Raw genomic sequence first — 21928 nt, forward strand, 5'->3', positions numbered from 1 at the left:
ATAAATGTTTTTCGGTCCAAGTCCTTGTATCTCCCCTTATTCGTTCTAAGTCCTAGAAAATCCTCAAATGTTTCACAATAATATATAGTTTTCTCCGCCAATTATTCAGAAATGCAAAATCTATAATTAATCCGAACAAAATTTAAAAGGTCAAAAAATTATGCCTTACTATCAAAAACAATCACTGCTAGTTTTAGCCTCGGGGCGTCTACGGAAGCAGGAATCCAACACATTTTTAAACTATAGTCATACTGGTTATCTCTGAAAAATACCAATTTGAGTCAGCTAACCAACAATGAATTGTCCTGCACTTTTTGCTCTAAACTATTAAGGACGGTCTATTCCTTTAAATATTTCAAGAATATCCAAACTATGTTTTGTAGCATCATAAGGCATGTTTCCAATTCCTTTAGCACTTATTTTATCTACCTTAACAGCATCCCAAGTAAGATCGGAATGACCTTCCGCCATATTTAATAACGTGTCTTTAATATAATTGTCCCGATCAATTTGTTCTTGACTGGCATTGGGGCTAATCTGTCCAACAATGCCGTACATCTCTGTTCCATGGACAGCGACTTCTGCTCCTTTGACAGGTGCAACAACTAACACATGTGATGTTCCACCTGCATTAGCATGAGCCACTGCCCCGCGAATTTGGGGTAATGTAAAGGATAAATGCGTTAATAATAATCCCCTCACCTCTACAGGCTTCAAAGTATCATCAGCAAAGGAATTGATTACTTGTTGGGCTCTAGTTAAAGGAATACGCATACTATGGGCAAATTGCTCTGTAAGCCTGTCAAGGGTCACTGGATCAAAATCTTTTGTCCGATTTAAGACCCAATAAAAAGTTTCTTCTGTGGTACTACTAAATAGAATATCTACATCTTTGTGTTTCCCAGATTCAAGAACATGCATCGGGTGATCAGCTATAACCCCATTTATTATTTGACTATCGTCAGTAACAGCTATCACATCATTGTCAACGCCATGTGGAGTACCCGGATCAGGTGATTGAGTTGCATTCATAGCTTCAGCTAATTCATAAGCATCGACCTGTAATAAGTGCTCTGGATTATTAACACAGTCAAAATGTTTTAACACTTTTAGAGCACGCTCTTGCGCCACCCATTGAGGCACTAATCGAGAAGGCATACCAGAAAAAGCTGCTAAATGATGATAAAGATTGTCAGCACTAGGCGCTGATAATAGTTCTAATGTTGAAAAAGCACCTGCACTATGTCCCGTAACTGTAACATTATTAGCATCACCGCCAAAATAAGCAATATTTTTTTTAATCCATTTAAGAGCCATTATTATATCTTTAAGACCAAGGTTAGTTGCATCTTTTAATTTACCACCATACTGTGCTAGTGATAACCAACCAAATGGTCCAAGGCGATAATTAATAGAAACGCCTATCACACGACCAGTACTAGCTAGTCCTGATACGTCAGAAACTGCTTGTGTATTTGATCCTAACACCCAGCCACCACCAAAAATATAAACAACAACTGGTAATGGTTCCTCCCCCATGTCTTCAGGGGCCCAAATATTAAGGTTTAGACAATCTTCGCTAAGTCCGCTAACGGCTCCCAGCCAACTTGTATCGCCAGCCTGCAAAGGTGCTGGTCCATACTTAACATACTGCTTTGTTTCATCAAAAGGAACCAACTCTGGTTCAGCAAATCTTTCAGCTTTGGCATAGGGAACGCCTAACCAACTGTGTACTTTATGTGTCGTCATTTCTATCTACTCCAATTTAAATTATTTATGTTATCTGACTGATTATTCCGATTTGTATTAATAATTATTCTTGTAAAACTTTTTCGCAACATCAAGGTCAATGTGAAGCAAAACCTATTTTGTCGGTATTCTTTTGAAAATCACTAATTGTGTATATTTTGTACCTTCAAAATAGTTAATAGACCTTTATTCAGTATACCCTGAATAAAGGTCAACTTCACCTTTTTAAACAATACTTTTAGCTTTACCGAAGTCCATATCCATTGGTCGAATAAATGACCAAGTTGAGTGGATTACTTTCCAGCCATCTTCTTCTTTTTGATAAACTTCAATACAATTGTATTGCATATCAATCAATGTCGTTTTTGCATATAATTGATATGTTAAAACTGCCATATCATCGACTGCTTGCACTCGTGGGTATTCAAAATCGTAACTGTCAGCAAATAGTTTTCCTTCAACATTAGCTAAAACTGATTCTTTTATGTCTTCATAACTATCAACACGTCTTTTAACAGCACCATCAAAATACGAAAACTGTTTTTGTGACCAAATATTTAGGTAACCCGAAGTATCCCCTTTGAACCACTTATCCAACGCACCCTTTTCTAGTGCAATAATCTCTTCATTTAATTTGTTATTTGTATTAACCATTTTTTTCTCCTTATTTATAAATTGCGCTAATCATTGTTAACAATAACTTGACCAATTGATCAATCAGATTTCATGCCATAGAACTGTACTTCTTGAATATTCCCAAGTTTAAATACCGTTTCAAGGTCTCTACCGAACCCCCCATCATGATAAAACCCTGCTGATTTTTTTTAATTGACTTTTTTTGAAGTGGCATCAACTTCATCAACAGCTTCAATAACTAGTACTTAAAGTATGTTGTCAATATAGACTATCTCGTTACGTCACAGTCAACCAAAAAGCATTAATTGAATCCTCTTAAGTATATTGACTATCCTTACGTGTCACAGGTTACAATTTTTGAGAATAATTCCCGCGCTAACATTATTCTTCATTTTTATACCATTTATTGGTGTTGACAACATTTACACGACCGAATTCTCTTTGAAAATACAAAAAGAAAGGCCAATTCGAAAATAAATTGGTCTTTCCAAAATTTACCCACCAACATTCGTTGACATAGGGGTCTTAAGACTTCCTCTACTCATTTTATAATCTTAGACTTTTACTTTTTAGCCTTTTTTGATTTTTTTCTACCTACCATAAAGATAACTGATGTTGCGAGTAATGAAGCACCTAATAACGTTACCAAAAGACTGGTTGCCTCATTTGTCTGAGGAAGATTTCCTGTATCACTCTTTGTATTATTTGCTTTACTTACTGTATTTGAGTGAGCGTTTCCTTCAGGAACATTCGTCAACGTTTCCGTTGTTGTATTTCCTTTTGAGTTATCTGTTGCTGGTGGTGTCACTACTGTTTTATCTTCATCTTTAACATAAACATATGTGACTGTTTGTGCTATATCGGTGAAGATTCCTTTAGCATTGCTTGGTGTCTCTTTCAACATCCAACCTGAAAGTTGTTTTTCTTTAGATGTATATGCGTCACCAATCTTACCAGAGAATGTTACTAAAGCTGATAATTCATTACCATCTTTATCAACATATTTTACAGTGACATCTTTAGCCGCTGATCTCGTATAAACATACGTAACTGTTTGAGTCTTATCTGTAAATGTGCCTTCTGCATTTTTAGGAGTCGTTTTAACATTCCAACCTGCAATATGTTTAGCAGTTGTCTTGTATGCATCTCCTAATTTACCAGAAAGATTATCTGGTGTTGCTAGCTCGTTGCCTTTTTCATCTACATACTTAACCGTTACAGCTTCAGCATCTGTTTTTTCATACACATACGTAACTGTTTGGGCTTTATCCGTAAATGTTCCGCTAGCGTTACTTGGCGTTTCTTTTAACGTCCAACCTACTAATTCCTTAGCAGTTGTCTTGTAGTCAGCGTCAATTTTACCAGACAAAATATCTGATGTTGCTAACTCGTTACTTTTTCCATCTACATATTTGACCGTCACATCAGCTGCATCTGCTTTTTCATAAACATACGTAACCGTTTGTGCAACATCTGTGAATATTCCTTGTGCATTCTTTGGTGCTTCTTTTAACGTCCAACCTGATAATACTTTGGCATCAGTTGTATAAGCATCCCCAACTTTTCCAGAAAGCGCATCAGCTGGTATTAAATCATTACCTTTTTCATCGACGTACTTAACTGTAACTGGCACAGCATCTGCTTTTTCATACACATATGTGACTGTTTGAGTCCTATCTGTAAATGTTCCTTCTGCATTTGCTGGTGTTTCTTTTAACGTCCAGCCTGAAATATTTTTAGCGGTTGTACTATATGGATTTGATACTTTTCCTGAAAGTACATCTGATTTAACTAATTCATTTCCGTCTACATCGACGTATTTAACCGTGATATCAGCCGCATCTGCTTTTTCATACACATATGTGACTGTTTGTGCAGTCTCTGTAAATGTTCCCGTTGCATTCGTTGGTGTTTCTTTCAATGTCCAGCCTGCAATGTTTTTAGCAGTTGTACTGTATGGATTTGATACTTTTCCTGAAAGTGCATCTGATGTTGCCAATTCTTTTCCATCTGTATCGACATACTTAACTGTAACGTCAGCCGCATCTGCTCTTTCGTACACATATGTGACCGTTTGTTTGTCAGCCGTAAACTTACCACTTGCGTTACTTGGTGTTTCTTTTAATGTCCACCCTGAAACAACAGCCGCATCTGATGTATAAACATCACCAAAATCACCAGTAAGTTCTTTTGAATCGGCCACTGATTTACCATTTTCATCGACATATTTAACTGTCACTGGTGCAGACGTTTTCTTATAAACATAGGTAACTGTTACCGCATCAGCCCCAAACTTACCAGAAACGTTACCTTCTACTTTTACAAAGTCGTAACCTGAAATTTCTTTTTGAGTTGTCGTATATGGATCATCGAAGTACCCACTTTGGACAACATCATCAGCAAGTTTATTACCATCTACATCTACGTAATTTGCAGTAACATCAGCACTAGCACGAATTAATTGCGTGCCTATTGCACCTGTTTCAACAACTTGCAACTTGTTAATTGCGATACCAAAACTATTATAAGCACCACGAGTTTCTTGAACAGCGCGTGACACTTTCGTTGTTTCAGCTGGTTTATTACTAATTAATGTTGAATCTGAAATTTCAGATTCTTTAGGCGCAACTAAATCAAATGATAAGGTAACTCCCTTACCTTGAGCCCATTCAACTCCGTCATTAAGCGTAATTTTGTATGAATGAATGGTTGACCAATCAGCTACTTTATCAGCTGTTACCCAAGTTGCATCTTCAGCTCCAGTTGGGTCAACAATTTTAGCCGTTCCTGCTGGATAATTTGTATTCTTATCTAATATACCAGCACGTTTAGGATTTTTAGATGTACTATATAAAACAGTCATCTTATTTTCCCATGCACTTGGTAAAGTAATGGCCCCATCTAATTTCATTTCATAGGCCGAATTACGCGCTGCACCATCGGTAATATTTGAATCTCCGACAGATGGTAAAACATCTAAGAACTGCATTGATGTGATTTTATCATCCGTATTATTTGTTAACGTTGCTTGATAAGTGGCTTTTTTACCGACTGTAACATTGCCTAAATCACCAAACTTATCATCCTTATCACCTTTAATACTTGCATCAATATCAATATTTGATTCTTGATTTAACACATATGAATTACCTGTTTTAATAATTGGTGTATCTGTTTTACCATCTTTATCAATATCATCTGTATCAACAGATTTTACTGTATCCGTTAAAAGTGGTTCATCACCGGTTGGTTTTACAGCTGTATAATCAGTATCACCAATTGTTCCTGTCATGTTAAATGTCATATTAGGTGTCGCATCTTTTGAAATATTAATTTTAAATTGACCATTAAGGAATTTACCGGCTACTAATTTGTCGCCATTCATTGTTACTTTAACGAGTTGTCTTCCAGTACCTTGGTAATCCTTATCATACAATTCAGCACTATAGTTCGTCGAAGCAACGCTTTCTTTGAACGTTACACCTGTTGGTAATAGCACATAACTCAGATAAGGTCCTGATAAAGGTGAAATTGATGCCTTATTATTTTCTATTGACGTTAAGACAGTATTTTCACCTTCATTAACCGTACTTCCGACTGTATTTAGTAAACTAACTGAAGCTTTAACAACTTTTGTTTCACCGGTTGTTTTTGCTGCGACTTCAACGTGACGAGGCGCAATTCGATCTGTATAAACCTGACCATTTTCACCCTTAAATGCCTCTGCCCATGGGTTAGATGTGTAATCAACATATCGAGCTGCTTCAAACCCTGTTTCATCAGGTGCCTGAACGCCATAGAAAGTCATATCCATTTTATTAGTTATTTGACCAGTGAAGCCTTTATCAATCGTAGCATTAACTTTCATTCCGCTATTATACAATCCAGCTGGAGCCATTTTAACGGTTTTTTTACTTTCTGGATCATAGGTTGCAGATGCGGCTTTGTCTCTATCTGCAGGAACGGTTGTTATCTTCTCATCATGGAACCATAACCAAATATTAGCCACTTTTTTTCCATCAGGAATACCTAACTGAGCACGTGTGTAATTGGCGTTAGTCTTCATATCCATATTGAGTAATGTCCAGTTATCGTCAACTTTTCCATTTGTTTCATATTTTACCAACATGGCAAATGGTACTTTAGCTTTTGTTGGTGAAAAAGTTGGTAAATTATTGTTTGGCATATAATAAAAATTACCCGTTGTAAAACTATCAAGATTTAAATGTGTATCCACATCATAATAAATATTATAATAAGAAAACCCAATATAAGGTGATGTTGCATTTTGTGAGGATAATGTTAATCCATAACTAAGATAAGCATCATCGTTAACTGTCACATCCGGATCAATTAATGTAGCTGATGCCACGCCACCGTTTCCATCTTTTGGTCCCAAATGATTAGTTGGAAATGCCGATCCACCAGGAATTGGAATTGGAACTTCCTTAGGATCATTAGGCATAACCATAACCGTTGATTTAATTGGGGCCGTACTATTTACACTACCATCAAGAAAAGTTGCTGTTGAACTCACTGTATTCGTTATCTGTGAATAATAGGCAGCCTTATCAGTCACTTTTGCTTGGATAGTCACATTTTTTTCAAAAAAGTCAGTCGCTGCTGCTTTTTGTTCAGCATAACTTGGTGCTGTATATTCCCAAGTTAATGTTCTACCATCTGCACTGACACTTGGTTCTTGTGCGCCATCTTTTACACCATAGTAATCTATTCCAGTACCTAATTTATAGGTTACATTAACCTTAGAACCTTCTTTAACATAGAGTGCGCCTAATTCTTTTTTCGGTGCGCTAACCCCTACACCGTAGTTTACAATATCGCCACGATTAGGATTATTATATGTTTGTCCTTCAATACTAGTAACTTTATTTGTCATAGCATAATTATTATTTGCCGTTATATTAATTGAAGATTTAGAATCATAGCTTTTATTTTCGCCATTCTGATCCGTTCCAGTAAACGTTGCAGCTGTGTCTAATTTTGTATTAGGCATAATTGCGCCATTTGCTGTTCCTATTTTTATAATCACTTTATTTGCTGTTCTTGCATTAAGTGTATCAAAATGATAATTCAATACACCTTTATCTTTATCATAAATTGGTGTGACACCCGCAATTTTAAGTTCTGATAAATCTTGCGTAAATGTCATATTTTCATTTAAATTACTTGGTAGCGTAACCTTTATATCGGCATTGGTAAATGAAGTGTTCTTACCTGAAATTTTAAAATATAAATTAAAATTAGCCAATTGGCCAGCTTCAATCGTATCTTTCTGTGCTTCAACCGTAAGATCCGTATTTGTATCTCCAGTACGAGTCATACCTGTCTCTGCTTTTGTCGCTTTTTTAGTAGTTGACGACGTAGCTGCTTTTGAAGATGACATTTCTGCCGTTGGATTAAGCCCCTGCGCAAACACAGAAGATAATGGCAATTGCGTGAACAACGTTATCATTGTTGTTGCGATAGTTAACCCTTTTTTCATTTGTATTTCCCCCTTGTAATTAGTAACCTATTAAATAACATGCCGCCCCTGGCACAAATTAATTGTAACATCACAACAATCTTATGTAAACGTTTACGGCTTGCGCCATTAAATCGTCTTTCCAAAAAAATAAAAGGACATTAAAATCCTATAAAAATGGATTTTAATGCCCTTTTACACTACTGGAATTCTAACTTACCACATTTCTTAAATCATACGTGGCCATTTAGAAATAGAACGTTCGGAACCAACTATGTTCACCCCCATAATTTAAATGCTGACAAATCAAAACCTGATAATGCGTAACTAGTAAACATGACTATAGCGCCAAACCAGATCAGAAATAAACTAATTTTCAACCAATTACGTCTTATATATTCAATCATTTTAAGCGACCTCCTTCAATTGTCTTCTGAATAAACGAATTAACCAATGTGTCAGGCTAATTGAATATTTAATTAAATATTTCGTTGAATACCAGGTCATTGCGCTGAATAAAATACCAACACCTACAATTACAAAACTTACCCCAAATTGCATCAATCCAATATTAAAACCTTGATTAAACATGTCAAATGGTGATAATCCTAAACTAATCACACCACTGATAATAAGTGAAGTAGCAATTACGCCTGCAATCATTGGTACTACCCATATTAAAAAATAAACTGTGGCAATTAGAACAGCGGCTGTCAACAATAGCGGTCCCCATACAGGTGCCCCTAGGATAAGTAAAATAACAATCAAAATAATTATTGGTGTTGATAACTGCTTTTGGATTTTTGGTCGGTCATTTTGGGTCAAACGTATCGCAATTTGACTTGGATTTTCTAAACTTAGAATAATATCTGTCTCAGATTCACCCGCTTCTAGACGGTCATCAATCATCTCATCATAATAATCAAGGGTATTGTCAATATCTGCCGCTTGATAGTGTTTAAGTTCTTCTTCTAGCTCTACAATAAATTTTCTCTTATTCATCGTTACACTCCCTTTATGTAATCGTAAACGTTTATTACCTGTTGCCAATCATCTAAAAATTCTTGAATATCTACTAATCCCGCCTCAGTTATGTGATAATATTTTCGCAATCGACCATTGTGTTCAACACTGTAACTCTCAATAGCACCTTGTTTTTCTAGTCGTTTCAAAATGGGATAAAGAGTTGAATCTGAAAGTTCAATCACGCTCGAGGTATCTTTAATAATTTGGTAACCATAAGAATCTGATGTTCTCAGCGTCGCTAACACGCAAAATTCTAATAACCCTTTTTTCATCTGTATATTCATCAACTCACTCCTTTCAAAATCTATACTATACGTTACATAGTATAATGTCAAACAATATATTATTTTAGACAAAAAAATCGACAATGTCAGCAAGACAACATTGTCGATTTAAGTGGATTATTAATAATAGCTTTACCCTGTAGAACTGCCAAAGAGTTCATTGTAAGGCTATTTATTTTTTGCTTTAAAGTATTGTACAATTGGTCTCAATAAGAATATACCTAACAGATAAATCCTACTATCATAAAAAATCGAACTAACTAAACTATCTTTAATAAAGAAAGACAAGATTATTAAACATAAAGATAGGCTGCCAAGAACAGAAAGGACTTCATCTATATAATCTTTATATTTTTTCATTTTCATATCCTAACTAAAGCTATTATTTTTTTCAAATTGATAATAACACCTCGTTTTATCTTTGTCTATTTTAAACGATCTTATCAATTTAACCAGTAAGAAGACAGATAAGATTACATCAAATTAATTTTGTAGTATATTGAAATAAATATTAATTCATATCATTTATGAAGGGTGGTCCTATTAATGAAAAAAATATTTAAAACCGATAACAATCAAGTGAAATGGTTTATAAGAATTGGTATCATACTCTGTATATTTGGCCCATGGATTGCCTTTTTAAATGGAATTGTCGGCATATCTTTAGCTGGTTTAGGACTTTCTGCTGTTACAGATTCTATTCTCAACTTACCCTTCTTTCAGAAAAATTTTTTTTACTGCTTATTATCAATCCTTTTAATGCTATTGGTTGCTATCATCATTCTCATTTATATCCTTCTAATCATACTGCTACTAAATATACAATTTTAATCATAAACACTGTAAAATGATTCTTCAATCCCTTTCAATTTTTAATGTCATAATTTTGATTCTGTTTCGTTCGTTTAACCATATAGTGTACATACATTGCAGAGTTCGCAATGGTCACTAATACTGTTATGCTCACAATTTCTGGAAAATTGTTAAATATTAAGCTTAATATTACGCCCACCATAGTTGTCGTTGTAAAGAATCCAATGACCACCTTACCCAATCGCAAGTATTTTTTATTATACGGACTGGTTAAAAATAACCCTAAATAAAATAACGATATACCTAAATATAGACATAGTACTGAAAAGTTTTTAGGAATTTCAATTTCACTAATAAAACCTAACGAAATAGTGACTAAACTTAAGCCAAATAAGACAAAGTAATGAATATAAATTAATCGAATACCTGTTTCACCCGAACGGTTTTCATCAATATAATGATCCATTTGAGTAATATAGGTCATAAAAAGTGCACCAACAATCATGAATATTAGAATTGAATAAAAATTAAATGTTTTAACGGTAAAGTACGAGGCAATACCAAGAATACTTTCTCCAAATGTAATAATTGTTAATAGTGTTAGACGCTCTAATATATGTGGAAAATTAAGTGGGTGGAGCTTTAGAACTGATCCACCTAGAGCTGGTAATATCCAACTCACTGCAATACCCAGCAAGAATACCGCAATACCTATGTTTAGTGGCAAAAAAGAGCCAATAAGCACAAGTACTGTTCTCGTTGCAACAATCAACATCATTAGTTTAGCAATTTTTTTATCATCCTTTTTAGCAGCCGTCAGGTATACCGTGCCATATTGAACAACTAATACTGTGGATAATAACCCTGTTGCAATTGCAAAAGGTTGGAACCAATTATGGATATCCCCCTCAAACGCATTGGACATATAAAGTAAAATTGCCATATCAATCATAAAAAGAATAATATCAGTCATCGAATTTTTCCCATATCGATTAATAAAAACACTCTTAATCATCCATGTATTAATAAAAACGACCATTACCACTGAAAAGATAATAAATGCACTAATCACACTTGCTGTGCTTCCTTGAAAATGATGAAGTAAATCTGTAGCTTGTGAAATTGCGTACGCAAAGACCAAATCATAAAATAATTCAGGTAATTCAACTTTCTTTTTTTCGACTTGTTCTGCCATTTTAATTCCCTCGTTTTTTTTAAATTAGTGAGTTAGATTACTTTACAAATCGTTTAAATACTACTAAAGACATTTTATTATAGCACCTTTTTTGATTTATCTGAACTATATGAATAGCGAAACAAAAGAACCATCTGGATAAGCAGTTTTTAGAAAAATAGCTATCTAGATGGTTCTTTTATTTAATTTTGTAGATACCATTAATAAACGATTATATTTTAAAAAAATCTCTTAATTAATAAGAATCTTTGCCGTTCCTATAAATATCATTACCATCATAGATCTTATCGTTCACTTTAAAATGATTATCCGCTTTAATGACAATGTCATTCCCGATCCAATAATTTTCTGGCGTCAATTTTAAAAATCCAAATTTATTCTTCGCTCCCGATTTGAAACTATCCATCTCACTTTTATTTATCTCACTCCGTACATACTTAGTCACGCCATCTTGAAATTTAATCACTAGCAATAAATTTGGTAACATGCCGACTTCGTTTATGCTAGGTATCCCATTATTAGCCATTAGTATGACTCCTCTTTAATAATCGTTTTTCTCGTATCCACTCACATTGTAAGACGATTAAGTAATACATTCAACCCATAAAAAGACAAAGTATTCTTATCTCAAAAATACATTTTATTTGGTCTATCCATTTATCTGGTGCCATGCTTTTATTTGGGCTAAACGCTCTTTAAAACGTCGTTCCTTTCCTTCGCTGGTAGGTTTATAATACCGATGTCCTGCTACAGAAGGTGGCATGGTACTCATAGTCGTTAACTTATCTTTGGCATAATGAGCTAATTCATACCCTTTACCGTACCCTAAATCTTTCATTAATTTAGTAGGCGCATTACGTATTTGTAGTGGTACGGGATCATTTGCCGTGGTTTTAACATCCTTAGCTGCAGCTAATCTAGCCTTATAAACGGCATTTGATTTAGGTGCCAGAGACAAGTAGGTTACTGCTTCCACTAAGTGAACATCACATTCAGGCATACCAATGAATTGGCATGCCTGAAAAACATTAATTGTCACATTGAGCGCATTCGTATCTGCTAACCCTATATCTTCACTTGCAAATCGAACAAGTCGCCGTGCTATATATATCGGGTCTTCGCCGCCTTCTAGCATTCGGGACAGCCAATAAATGGCAGCATCGACATCACTATTACGCATCGATTTGTGCAAAGCTGAAATTATATTATAGTGTTCTTCCCCATTTTTATCATAACGGACAAATCTTTTATTAATTAATTGGCTTAAATTATCCATCGTCACCGTAACGATATTATCAGCTTTTTCACCGTTCAGAACTGCCATTTCCAAAGTATTTAATGCCATTCTGGCATCACCATCTGCAAAATTAGCAATTGCTTGAATTTCATCAGGACTAATGTGGATTGTTTGTTCTTCAAATCCGTCCGGGTTGCTGAGCGCGTTTTCGATTAATATAACAATATCTGCCTGTTTAAGCGCATGCAGTACAAATACTTTACACCGGGATAATAACGCTGAATTCACTTCAAAAGACGGATTTTCAGTTGTAGCACCGATTAAAGTAATACTACCTCTTTCAACATAAGGCAAAAATGCATCTTGTTGCGCTTTATTAAAGCGATGTATTTCATCGACGAAAACAATGGTTTTTTGACCAATTTCACAATCTAACTCCGCTTGTTTCATAATTTTTTTTATCTTACTAATACTACTATCAACTGCACTAAAGCTTAAAAAATTAGATTCAGTTTTACTTGCTATAATTTCGGCTAAAGTTGTTTTACCAACACCAGGTGGACCCCAAAAAATCATTGAAGGAACTTGATCACTTTCAATAATTTCTCGTAATATTTTGTTAGGGCCAAGTAGATTCTGTTGACCAACAAATTCTTCCAATTTTCGTGGCCGAACTCTACTGGCTAATGGTGAGTTTTGAGGTTGATTAGAGAAAAGAGATTCCTGTTTCATTGATCAAACCACCTTTCTTTTAAGTCTGAATTTTTTCATGTTATACTTAATCATACACTGTACCGTTACGTTACAGACAATAAAGGAGCCTTATATGTTAAAAATAAGTGAGATGGCCAAATTAGCTAACACAACTCGCCGTACATTAATCTTTTATGACCAAGAAAATATTTTTAAACCAGCTCAAAAAAATGAATCTGGCTATCGTTATTATGATTATAACCAATTATACGATTTATTATTTATACTTGGTTTACGTAGCTTAGATATTTCAGTCGCTGAGATTAAAGAAATTAAAATCCATTCAAAAGGCGTACCAACACCTCAATTACTGAGTGCTCAAAGTAAAATTGATAATAAGATTGACGAATTAGTTAAAATTAAAAATGTTATCAACAAAAAAATTAAAGAACAATCTGTTACTAAGGACACTACCCTATATCAGCCCAAGATAGAAAACCGAATGAAAACAATTTTTTGGTGTTCTCGTCAATCCGTAGGTTGTACTGAGGAAGAAGTCGCTCAATTATTTTCAGAATTCTATAAACAATTAGACGCATTAGCTGTTATGGATACAACACAATCTGGATTTTTTACACCATTGGCTGTTGATAATCCAATCGGTTACGCTGAAGCGTCTTTTAGAATTATCAAAGAAAAAATTGCAGATGATTATGACGTTTTTATCCCAATCATGGAAAAACATGCAGGTAATTACGCTTGTATTTTAGTAGAAAACAATGAAGCTGGTATCCATCAAGGATTAACTAAACTAAAATCATTCTGTCAAAAAAACAAGTTAAAAACAGCAGACTATCTATGGCAGCTTAATTCTGGCGACACTCTTATTGAAACTGGATCTTCTAAATACGGCTGGCTTGAGTTTGCCATTTTGAATGAAAAGATTGAATAGACAAGAAAAAAATTAGGCAACCTTCCTCCGGTTTAATACCGAAGACAAGTTACCTAAAGATGTGAAGTGAACCCAAATATTGGAAACTTAGAAACTACTTTTTAAGATTAGTTAAATAATTTAATCTGAGACACTAGTCGTTAGTAACAATAACCTGACCGATCGGACGGTCTTTTTCCATCAAATAGCGATGAGCGTCTTGAATATCATCTAGTTTAAAAACTTTAGAAATCGGAAAGTGAAACTGTTTTTCATTAATAATATTAAATAACTCGTTAACCATAGAACTATCAACATTAGATGAATCAAAAACTGTCGCGTACTTATTCGCCAAGTTGATGAACGGGTCAAAGTCTTTCCATAACCATTCCCCACTCAATTGACCAACTAACGTGTAAAATCCTCCTGTTTTAAGATGTGCTAAGGAGTCATCTACAGTTGTAGTACCTACCACGTCAATTATCGCATCAAATTTGTTACTTGTTTCAATATGGTTATCTTGATCTAATATGACTTCATTAGCTCCTAAAGTATATAGCAACTCTTTACGATTGTTTTGCCTTGTTGTAGTAGATATAGAAAGTCCAAATTCCTTTCCTAACAGTAACGCAGCCATTCCAACTCCAGTAGTTCCACCACGAATTAATAAAGATTGACCTTCCTTAAATCGTGTTGCTTTTAAAGCCCCAAAAGCAGTATAGAAAGTTTCAGGATAACTGGCTAACTCTATCCAAGTCCCATTGAACGTTACAGGATAAATGATATTATCAGGAACTAAAGCATATTCTTGATAACTACCATCAAATTCACGCCCAAGGCCACCCATAAAAGTTACAACCTTTTGTCCTTTTTCTAAGTTGCTTTCCTGTGAAGGTTCATAGACCTCACCAACAGCTTCAACACCTATTACTCTCGGAAATTTAACTGAAGGTGATCCACCTTCTCTAGTTAGCACCTCATAACGGTGTACTGGAAAAGCATGAATCTTTATAACTGTTTTATTTTGAGTTGGATTTGGAATTGAGCGTTCGACAATTTCCAGTACTTCTGGGCCACCTGATTTTTTTACAACAACTGATTTCATAATAATTAACCCCCATTAAGTATTTTTTATACATTTACAATATACATAAATATATACTATCTTGTTACGTCACAGTCAAGTTAAAGTGCTCAGCAAAGAGAATTATATCGATTAAATGTATTTTGTTTAAATTGTTTAAAATAAAAATACCGCATAATACTTAGATTTTCGTCTAAATATTATGTGGTATTTTATTGTCTAAATAAAAGGTCTTCCACCTGCGAGCATTAATCCTAAAACGCCCACACATAGGCAACAGATGCCTACCGCGTAGATAATACTTTTATTTAATTGCTTTTTATTTTTTCGTGCAAAAGTCATTTCAGTTAATCCAATAAATATTAAGGCAACAACTAATTTAATGGCCGTTAAAATTGGATTCCCTTGCCATGCGTACCCTAGCAACATAATACCACTAGCGATTGAAATCAAATATCCCAGTCTCGTAATCATTTGATAAATTTTTGTATTAGTATTTGTAAAAATTGTGAGCGCCACTAGAACCGCTATCACAACCCAAGTAATCAGATGTATCCATAACCAAATCATAATTAATCTCCTTTTATATCAATCTTACTGTTAGCTTATCATTATTCATCACTAAATCAAGAATTCAAAATCATTTAAGTGATTGTGATTCCTTTCATGCAAAAAAAATAATCCTTATACTAAAGGATTATCATTTTTAAGCTTATTCCCATTCGATTGTTGAAGGCGGCTTGCTCGTAATATCATACACGATACGGTTAACATGTGCGACTTCATTTACAATACGTACTGATATTTTTTGTAAGACATCCCAAGGGATTCTAGCAAAATCAGCAGTCATACCATCAATTGAAGTAACACCACGGATACCAACTGTGTAGTCATAAGTACGTCCATCACCCATCACACCAACACTTCTAATGCCCGGTAAGACAGTAAAGTATTGCCAGATTTCACGATCAAGTCCGGCATTTTTAATTTCTTCACGTAAAATTAAATCGCTATCTCTAACAATTGTTAATTTTTCTTCAGTAATTTCGCCAAGAACACGAATTCCAAGACCAGGACCAGGGAATGGTTGACGCCATACTAATTCTTCGCTCATACCCATTTTTTCGCCAAGTTCACGAACTTCATCTTTAAATAATGTTCGTAATGGTTCGATTAAACTAAATTGCATATCATCAGGAAGGCCACCAACATTATGATGAGATTTAATTGTTTGGGCAGTATCTGTCCCAGATTCAATCACATCAGTGTAAAGTGTTCCTTGAGCCAAGAAGTCAATTCCTTTTAACTTAGTAGCTTCATCATCAAAGACACGGATGAATTCATTACCAATTGTTTTACGTTTCGTTTCAGGATCAGAAATTCCTTCTAATTTACCTAAGAAACGTTCTTGAGCATCAACTTTAATGATATTCAAGCCAAATTTACCGCCAAGCATGTCCATAACTTGATCAGCTTCATTTTTGCGAAGCAAACCATGATCAACAAAAATACTTGTTAGTTGATTACCAATTGCTTTGTGTAATAAAACACCAACAACTGAAGAATCAACCCCACCTGATAAACCAAGAAGGACTTTTTTATCACCAACAGTTTCGCGGATTTTAGCAATTTGTAAATCAATAAAATCTTCCATTGACCAGTTACTTTCAGCTTCACAAACATCAAATGCGAAACGACGTAAAATGTCATCCCCAAATTCAGTGTTGCGAACTTCAGTATGGAATTGAAGACCATAGAATTTCTTATCAAGATTTTGCATTGCAGAAATAGGACAGTTAACAGAAGTTGCAACTGATGTAAAACCATCAGGAACTTCTGTTACTAAGTCACCATGACTCATCCAAACTGTTTGTTCAGCTGGTAATCCTTTGAATAAAGTTCCTTCTGGATTAGTAACTTCAATTTCGGCCTTACCATATTCTTTGTTATCTGCACTTTCAACTTTACCGCCTGGCATTGTATATGCCATTAGTTGCATACCGTAACAGATACCTAAAATAGGAATACCTAATTCAAAGATTTCAGGATCTACTCTGAGTGCATCTTCATCATAAACACTATTTGGGCCACCAGAAAAAATGATACCTTTAGGGGCAATCTCTTTTATTTCAGCCGCACTAATCTTGTGTGATAACAATTCAGAATAAATTCCGAATTCACGTACACGACGAGTAATTAATTGATTATATTGACTACCAAAATCAAGAACGATAATTTTGTCGAAATCTTGCATGCTAACGTTGGCCAAAAATAGTCACCTCTTCATATTTTTTAGTTTCTTATTACGTCTATTCTACTGATTGAAACCCACTTGGTCAATCGTTTGATTTAATTTTCATGAAAATCTGTGAAAATATCTCTATTTTCTAATATTTGCGTAAATAAACGGTATTAATTCGATGCTCATCTGTCTTCTCTAAAATAAGATCAGCCCGATTTCTAGTTGGTAAAATGAACTCTTGTAAGTTCTTTAAATTCACGGTTTTCCAGACATTGCGCGCCAATTTAAATGCTTCATCGTGGTTACCAATCGCATAATCATAATAGTAATTTCCAGGTTTCTGAAAAGACGTGTTCAAAAGAACACCAAAACGTTCCAAATACCATTTTTCAATTAAATCAGCATCCGCATCAACGTAAATTGAATAATCAAAGAAATCACTAACATATAATTGTTGGTTACTTGGTAATTGTAAAACGTTAATCCCTTCAACAATTAAAATATCTGGTTGATCAATTGTTTGTACCATTCCGGGTACAATATCATAACTATCATGTGAATATACTGGTGCTTCAGTTTTCAGACCACTTTTCACGTCATTTAAAAATAGAATTAGTTTTTTCATGTCATAACTTTCTGGAAAACCTTTACGGTCCAAGATATTCTGGTGAATTAGTGTTTCATTAGGATATAAAAAGCCATCCGTTGTAATTGATTGAACTTTTTTAGTTGGATATAACGCTGTGAGTAATAATTGCAGTAAGCGTGCCGTTGTACTTTTACCCACTGCAACACTACCCGTAATTCCAATCACAAAAGGCCATTTTTGATCTTTAATTCCTAGAAAATCAGCTTTTTTCGATTGTAAATCTTGCTTACCCAACAATGTCATATTTAATAAATGAACCAATGGCATGTAAATTTCCTGCACATCTTGAACTGATATCTTATCATTAACAGATTGAATTTCATTCAATTTTTGTTGTGACAAATCAATCTGTTTCGTTTTATAAAAGCCACGCCATTCATCCCTTGGAATTTTATAATAATTCATTTGTTTATCCATTTTAACAATCCTCTAATAAAAACGACCTATCAGTTTCCGTAATAGGTCATTTCTTCCATAGCTTATTTTAAACTATATAAACTTTTTGAAACATGGTCAAACAATGGTGACAATTCTTTTTCAGCATAAACGGTTAGTCGATGCATTGCTCTTGAACAAATCGTGTAAACTAATTGACGCTCATCTTCTTCATGATAGTTAATCTTTGAAGCGCCCCACATAACAACCGCATCAAATTCCAAACCTTTAGCTAAGAAAGCTGGCACAATAATCGTGCCATCGGCCAAACGTTGATTTTCCGTTTTAATCAATGTCACTGGTACGCCATCGGCTTGTAATTGTTCATACAATTCTGTACATTCAGCTAATGATTTGGCAATAATGGCCGTTGTTAGATGATCATCCACATTTTGTTGTACTTGTTTTTCTAAATCGTGTACTAATTTATCAGAATTATTATCCACAGTCATTGTGGGTAAGTCACCTTGTCGATTAAATGACGTCACTGATTCACCATTTATCAACACTTCTTTTGTGAAATCTGTGATTTGTTGTGTTGAACGATATGATTTTGTCAATTGTACGACTTTAGTTTTATCAGCTGGGAATAAATGTCCCAATTCTGATAATAAACTTTTACTATTTTCTTTTGTGAAAATAGCCTGGTTCAAATCACCAAGTAGTGTAAACTTAGCTCTCGGGAAACCTTCCTTCAAGAAAGCTAGTTGGAATGCCGTGTAATCCTGAATTTCATCAATAAAGACGTAACGGACATCTGTTTCACCATGTTTACCCGTCATACGATCAAATAAGTATAAGTAAGGCGTAACATCATGCATCGATATTTGACGATTTTTCAAACGTGACACAACTTCAGCTACATCTGCTTGCCATTCTTCTACAGTAACATTATAGTCACTCAAATTAAGATACTTAGGCACATTGTGTAAAAAGTTCACATATTGTGAACTGATATTCAAGAATCGATTACGCACAATTGCTCTGTGCACACTTGTGAATTGGCGCATAACTAAAGTACGCGTTAAGAAACGCATTTCTTTGTCGCCACTTGCAAATTCGCGGTCTTGGTCTCCATACAAATCATTCAATTGTTCTTTAGACATATCTTGAATTGCTTTTTCGACCCATTCTAACTTAGCCTCAGCTTCAATTCGACGATTCAATAATTTAACTAATGATTCGCGTGTTGCTTCTAATCTTGTTCGTAAATGATAATTTTCATTATATTTATAGTAGCTAGCTTTTATTTTATCTTTTGAAATAAAAACTTCATTATTGAATTTGATATCTCTGAACTTCATGTCTGCTTGTTCCAAATGTTCTGAATAAGCAGTTGAGGCATTAAAGAATGCCAAACTATTTTTCAAAACTTGAATACGTTTTTTAGCAGGCGCATTATCTTCTTCAAAGCGTTCTTGTAGCGTTTCAACTTGCATATTTGGTAAACGTCTTGATGCATATTGGAAATAAGTCATTTGAACCATATTTTGTTCACCAAGTTCTGGTAACACTTGATCAATATAATCATTAAATAATTGATTAGGTGAGAACAAAACAACTTGACTAGCTGTTAAATTACCGCGGTAACGGTACAGCAAGTAAGCCACACGTTGTAATACAGCTGAGGTTTTACCTGAACCAGCTGCACCTTGGACAAATAATAATTCAGCTTTTACATCACGAATAATTTGATTTTGTTCCTTCTGAATTGTCGTTACGATACTCTTCATCTTTGTATCAGCAGAATCATTCAAGACGTCTAATAACATCTGATCACCAACAGCTTCATCAGTATCAAATATCGTTTCAATTCGGCCATCTTCAATTACGAATTGACGTTTCAATGAAACATCTACTGTTTGATCACCATCAGGCGTTTGGTAAGTGACATCACCTAGTCCGCCATCGTAGTAAACACTCGATATGGGTGCACGCCAATCATAAACCATAAAGTGTTCAGGTCGATCAGCAAAAGAGCCCAAGCCAATATAGATTGTTTCTTTTTTATTAGTTCCTTCTTGAATATTTAAACGTGCAAAATAAGGTTTCTTTTCTAATTTCTTTAAAATATCTAAACGAGAAGTTGCGTTCTTCCAACTCGTTTCACGTTCAGCTAACAATTGCTGTTGCTGACGAACAGACATTGCTGTATCAATCATTCCAGTGTATGTTGTCGTATTGATATGAACATCACTTGTAAACTCGCCGTTAATCGATCGTGCTTCACTTTCAGCGTACTTTATTTCATTTTGACGTTTAACTTCAGCATCTTTTATTTTAACAATGACATCATCAAGATGTGCTTGTTCTTCAATTTTAATTTTATCAGCCATTTCTCAATACCCCACTTTACATGATTTTATTAGGCCTAATAGTGTATCATTTTTTTATAATCAACTCAAACAGACACCTAATTGAACTTATTTCTTATTTGGTAGGAATTGGTCAACTACGATTCCTACAGCTAATCCAATTAGTGTTGCGACGGCAATTTTACTTATCACAATACCAATAATTAGACCAATTAAAGTTGTCATTCCTGCAATTAAAGCGCGTCTAGTCATATTGACCTCCAAAAATTTAATATATCCAGTATACCAGTATCGAAACCGGTTTAACACTGGTGACCACTTATAGTGAGCCAAATCTTAATAAAAGCTAAATATCAGTTTAAAATAATAGCCTTTTTTTTGATTTCAGTTTAATATAATGAATAAGACTATAACGATTGGAGGGCCTGACAATGTTCGAACAAGCTTGGTTTTTCTTCACCCATTTCGAAAATTATTTAGGACCTCTTTTCCAGACTTTAGGTAACTGGAGTTACTTAATTCTTTTTGTACTTATCTTTGCTGAAACAGGTCTTGTTGTTTTTCCTTTTCTACCTGGTGAATCGCTACTCTTTTTCACTAGTTCCATTGCCGCCTACTCAACAGATACCATTGATATTCGGGTATTAGTCCCAGTATTCTTTTTTGCCGTACTCTCTGGAGATGCCGTGAATTTTGAAATTGGTCGACATTTAAATAAATTACCTTTCTTTAAAAAAAGAATCCCCCCCGAAAAGATGGAAATTGCCAAAAACTTTTTCAAAAAACATGGCGCAAAAACAGTCATATTTGGACGTTTTATCCCATTAATTAGAACTTTTGTGCCACTTATTTCCGGTACTATTCAAATGAATTACAGACATTTTAGTATTTTCAACTTAATTGGTGTCTCACTTTGGGTAGCGATTGGAAGTGGCGTTGGTTACTACTTCGGTGCAATTCCATTTGTTAAGGATCATTTTTCTATTATTTTCCTTTCAATTGCCGGGATAGCACTACTCCCAGTAATCTTAGCTGGGTTAGTACAACTGACGAAATTTTTACTTAGAAAAAAACTTGATGCTAAATTCTAGGATAAGCTTTTTAGAATAATCGTTTTCTTTAGCGTATAATGAGACTATCACATAAATTTCAGGAGG

At 34.6% G+C, this 21928-nt stretch carries 18 protein-coding genes; 3 read left to right on the top strand and 15 right to left on the bottom strand.

Annotated elements, in window-relative coordinates; translation table 11 throughout:
- Positions 1-327: 327 nt before the first annotated feature.
- The 6 genes from ACE83Q_RS04940 to ACE83Q_RS04965 form a co-directional block, all read right to left on the bottom strand.
- The gene (locus ACE83Q_RS04940) at positions 328-1749 is read right to left on the bottom strand and encodes a carboxylesterase family protein (RefSeq protein WP_409021624.1); all 1422 of its coding nucleotides are present in this window, start codon (positions 1747-1749) and stop codon (positions 328-330) included.
- 225 nt (positions 1750-1974) lie between these two features.
- Positions 1975-2403 (bottom strand): nuclear transport factor 2 family protein, encoded by a 429-nt coding sequence (locus ACE83Q_RS04945; RefSeq protein ID WP_409021625.1) that lies wholly within the window; start codon positions 2401-2403, stop codon positions 1975-1977.
- Between the two features lie 544 nt (positions 2404-2947).
- Entirely contained in the window at positions 2948-7888 is a 4941-nt protein-coding gene (locus tag ACE83Q_RS04950; RefSeq protein WP_409021626.1) for a MucBP domain-containing protein, read from the bottom strand.
- Positions 7889-8145: 257 nt separating this feature from the next.
- Positions 8146-8274: a hypothetical protein gene (locus ACE83Q_RS04955; RefSeq protein WP_409021627.1), complete on the bottom strand. Its 129-nt coding sequence runs from the start codon at positions 8272-8274 to the stop codon at positions 8146-8148.
- 1 nt (position 8275) lies between these two features.
- The gene (locus ACE83Q_RS04960; protein WP_409021628.1) at positions 8276-8869 is read right to left on the bottom strand and encodes a DUF1700 domain-containing protein; all 594 of its coding nucleotides are present in this window, start codon (positions 8867-8869) and stop codon (positions 8276-8278) included.
- 2 nt (positions 8870-8871) lie between these two features.
- A complete protein-coding gene (locus tag ACE83Q_RS04965; protein ID WP_409021630.1) occupies positions 8872-9177 on the bottom strand; it encodes a PadR family transcriptional regulator in 306 nt (101 codons plus the stop codon).
- 546 nt (positions 9178-9723) lie between these two features.
- On the opposite strand from ACE83Q_RS04965, the gene ACE83Q_RS04970 reads away from it, so the two are divergent.
- Positions 9724-10008: a hypothetical protein gene (locus ACE83Q_RS04970; protein WP_409021631.1), complete on the top strand. Its 285-nt coding sequence runs from the start codon at positions 9724-9726 to the stop codon at positions 10006-10008.
- A gap of 34 nt (positions 10009-10042) precedes the next feature.
- Here the strand turns inward: ACE83Q_RS04970 and ACE83Q_RS04975 are convergent, their stop codons facing one another.
- The 3 genes from ACE83Q_RS04975 to ACE83Q_RS04985 form a co-directional block, all read right to left on the bottom strand.
- Positions 10043-11185, bottom strand: a complete 1143-nt coding sequence (locus ACE83Q_RS04975; RefSeq protein ID WP_409021632.1) for a low temperature requirement protein A — start codon at positions 11183-11185, stop codon at positions 10043-10045.
- A 235-nt stretch (positions 11186-11420) separates the two neighbouring features.
- Positions 11421-11711, bottom strand: coding sequence for a hypothetical protein (locus ACE83Q_RS04980; RefSeq protein ID WP_409021633.1), 291 nt, complete (start codon positions 11709-11711; stop codon positions 11421-11423).
- Positions 11712-11834: 123 nt separating this feature from the next.
- Positions 11835-13154, bottom strand: a complete 1320-nt coding sequence (locus ACE83Q_RS04985) for a replication-associated recombination protein A (RefSeq protein WP_409021635.1) — start codon at positions 13152-13154, stop codon at positions 11835-11837.
- A 94-nt stretch (positions 13155-13248) separates the two neighbouring features.
- Between ACE83Q_RS04985 and ACE83Q_RS04990 the strand changes: the two genes are divergently transcribed.
- Positions 13249-14067, top strand: a complete 819-nt coding sequence (locus tag ACE83Q_RS04990; RefSeq protein ID WP_409021636.1) for a MerR family transcriptional regulator — start codon at positions 13249-13251, stop codon at positions 14065-14067.
- A 133-nt stretch (positions 14068-14200) separates the two neighbouring features.
- Here the strand turns inward: ACE83Q_RS04990 and ACE83Q_RS04995 are convergent, their stop codons facing one another.
- The 6 genes from ACE83Q_RS04995 to ACE83Q_RS05020 all read right to left on the bottom strand — a co-directional run bounded on the left by ACE83Q_RS04995 (position 14201) and on the right by ACE83Q_RS05020 (position 21023).
- Positions 14201-15151 carry a zinc-binding dehydrogenase gene (locus tag ACE83Q_RS04995; RefSeq protein WP_409021637.1) on the bottom strand — a complete coding sequence of 317 codons (951 nt, stop codon included), beginning with the start codon at positions 15149-15151 and terminating at the stop codon, positions 14201-14203.
- Positions 15152-15349: 198 nt separating this feature from the next.
- On the bottom strand, positions 15350-15700 hold the full coding sequence (locus ACE83Q_RS05000; RefSeq protein WP_409021639.1) for a YisL family protein: 351 nt from the start codon (positions 15698-15700) through the stop codon (positions 15350-15352).
- Positions 15701-15842: 142 nt separating this feature from the next.
- Complete coding sequence (gene guaA, locus ACE83Q_RS05005; RefSeq protein ID WP_409021640.1) at positions 15843-17384, bottom strand: glutamine-hydrolyzing GMP synthase; 1542 nt, start codon at positions 17382-17384, stop codon at positions 15843-15845.
- A 133-nt stretch (positions 17385-17517) separates the two neighbouring features.
- Positions 17518-18438, bottom strand: a complete 921-nt coding sequence (gene coaA / locus ACE83Q_RS05010; protein ID WP_409021641.1) for a type I pantothenate kinase — start codon at positions 18436-18438, stop codon at positions 17518-17520.
- A gap of 62 nt (positions 18439-18500) precedes the next feature.
- Positions 18501-20792 carry an RNA polymerase recycling motor HelD gene (gene helD / locus ACE83Q_RS05015; protein ID WP_409021642.1) on the bottom strand — a complete coding sequence of 764 codons (2292 nt, stop codon included), beginning with the start codon at positions 20790-20792 and terminating at the stop codon, positions 18501-18503.
- A gap of 87 nt (positions 20793-20879) precedes the next feature.
- On the bottom strand, positions 20880-21023 hold the full coding sequence (locus ACE83Q_RS05020; protein ID WP_409021643.1) for a hypothetical protein: 144 nt from the start codon (positions 21021-21023) through the stop codon (positions 20880-20882).
- 179 nt (positions 21024-21202) lie between these two features.
- Here ACE83Q_RS05020 and ACE83Q_RS05025 point away from each other — a divergent pair, with 179 nt between their 5' ends.
- Positions 21203-21862: a VTT domain-containing protein gene (locus ACE83Q_RS05025; RefSeq protein ID WP_409021644.1), complete on the top strand. Its 660-nt coding sequence runs from the start codon at positions 21203-21205 to the stop codon at positions 21860-21862.
- The last annotated feature ends 66 nt before the right edge of the window (positions 21863-21928 follow it).

This window comes from Dellaglioa kimchii (genome assembly GCF_046115505.1).
Taxonomy (GTDB): domain Bacteria; phylum Bacillota; class Bacilli; order Lactobacillales; family Lactobacillaceae; genus Dellaglioa; species Dellaglioa kimchii.

Bases quoted from the DNA above. Each gene is read 5' to 3' on its own strand.
- ACE83Q_RS04940 (WP_409021624.1), bottom strand. From the start codon at position 1,749: ATGACGACACATAAAGTACACAGTTGGTTAGGCGTTCCCTATGCCAAA.
- ACE83Q_RS04945 (WP_409021625.1), bottom strand. From the start codon at position 2,403: ATGGTTAATACAAATAACAAATTAAATGAAGAGATTATTGCACTAGAA.
- ACE83Q_RS04950 (WP_409021626.1), bottom strand. From the start codon at position 7,888: ATGAAAAAAGGGTTAACTATCGCAACAACAATGATAACGTTGTTCACG.
- ACE83Q_RS04955 (WP_409021627.1), bottom strand. From the start codon at position 8,274: ATGATTGAATATATAAGACGTAATTGGTTGAAAATTAGTTTATTTCTG.
- ACE83Q_RS04960 (WP_409021628.1), bottom strand. From the start codon at position 8,869: ATGAATAAGAGAAAATTTATTGTAGAGCTAGAAGAAGAACTTAAACAC.
- ACE83Q_RS04965 (WP_409021630.1), bottom strand. From the start codon at position 9,177: ATGAATATACAGATGAAAAAAGGGTTATTAGAATTTTGCGTGTTAGCG.
- ACE83Q_RS04970 (WP_409021631.1), top strand. From the start codon at position 9,724: ATGAAAAAAATATTTAAAACCGATAACAATCAAGTGAAATGGTTTATA.
- ACE83Q_RS04975 (WP_409021632.1), bottom strand. From the start codon at position 11,185: ATGGCAGAACAAGTCGAAAAAAAGAAAGTTGAATTACCTGAATTATTT.
- ACE83Q_RS04980 (WP_409021633.1), bottom strand. From the start codon at position 11,711: ATGGCTAATAATGGGATACCTAGCATAAACGAAGTCGGCATGTTACCA.
- ACE83Q_RS04985 (WP_409021635.1), bottom strand. From the start codon at position 13,154: ATGAAACAGGAATCTCTTTTCTCTAATCAACCTCAAAACTCACCATTA.
- ACE83Q_RS04990 (WP_409021636.1), top strand. From the start codon at position 13,249: ATGTTAAAAATAAGTGAGATGGCCAAATTAGCTAACACAACTCGCCGT.
- ACE83Q_RS04995 (WP_409021637.1), bottom strand. From the start codon at position 15,151: ATGAAATCAGTTGTTGTAAAAAAATCAGGTGGCCCAGAAGTACTGGAA.
- ACE83Q_RS05000 (WP_409021639.1), bottom strand. From the start codon at position 15,700: ATGATTTGGTTATGGATACATCTGATTACTTGGGTTGTGATAGCGGTT.
- guaA (WP_409021640.1), bottom strand. From the start codon at position 17,384: ATGCAAGATTTCGACAAAATTATCGTTCTTGATTTTGGTAGTCAATAT.
- coaA (WP_409021641.1), bottom strand. From the start codon at position 18,438: ATGGATAAACAAATGAATTATTATAAAATTCCAAGGGATGAATGGCGT.
- helD (WP_409021642.1), bottom strand. From the start codon at position 20,792: ATGGCTGATAAAATTAAAATTGAAGAACAAGCACATCTTGATGATGTC.
- ACE83Q_RS05020 (WP_409021643.1), bottom strand. From the start codon at position 21,023: ATGACTAGACGCGCTTTAATTGCAGGAATGACAACTTTAATTGGTCTA.
- ACE83Q_RS05025 (WP_409021644.1), top strand. From the start codon at position 21,203: ATGTTCGAACAAGCTTGGTTTTTCTTCACCCATTTCGAAAATTATTTA.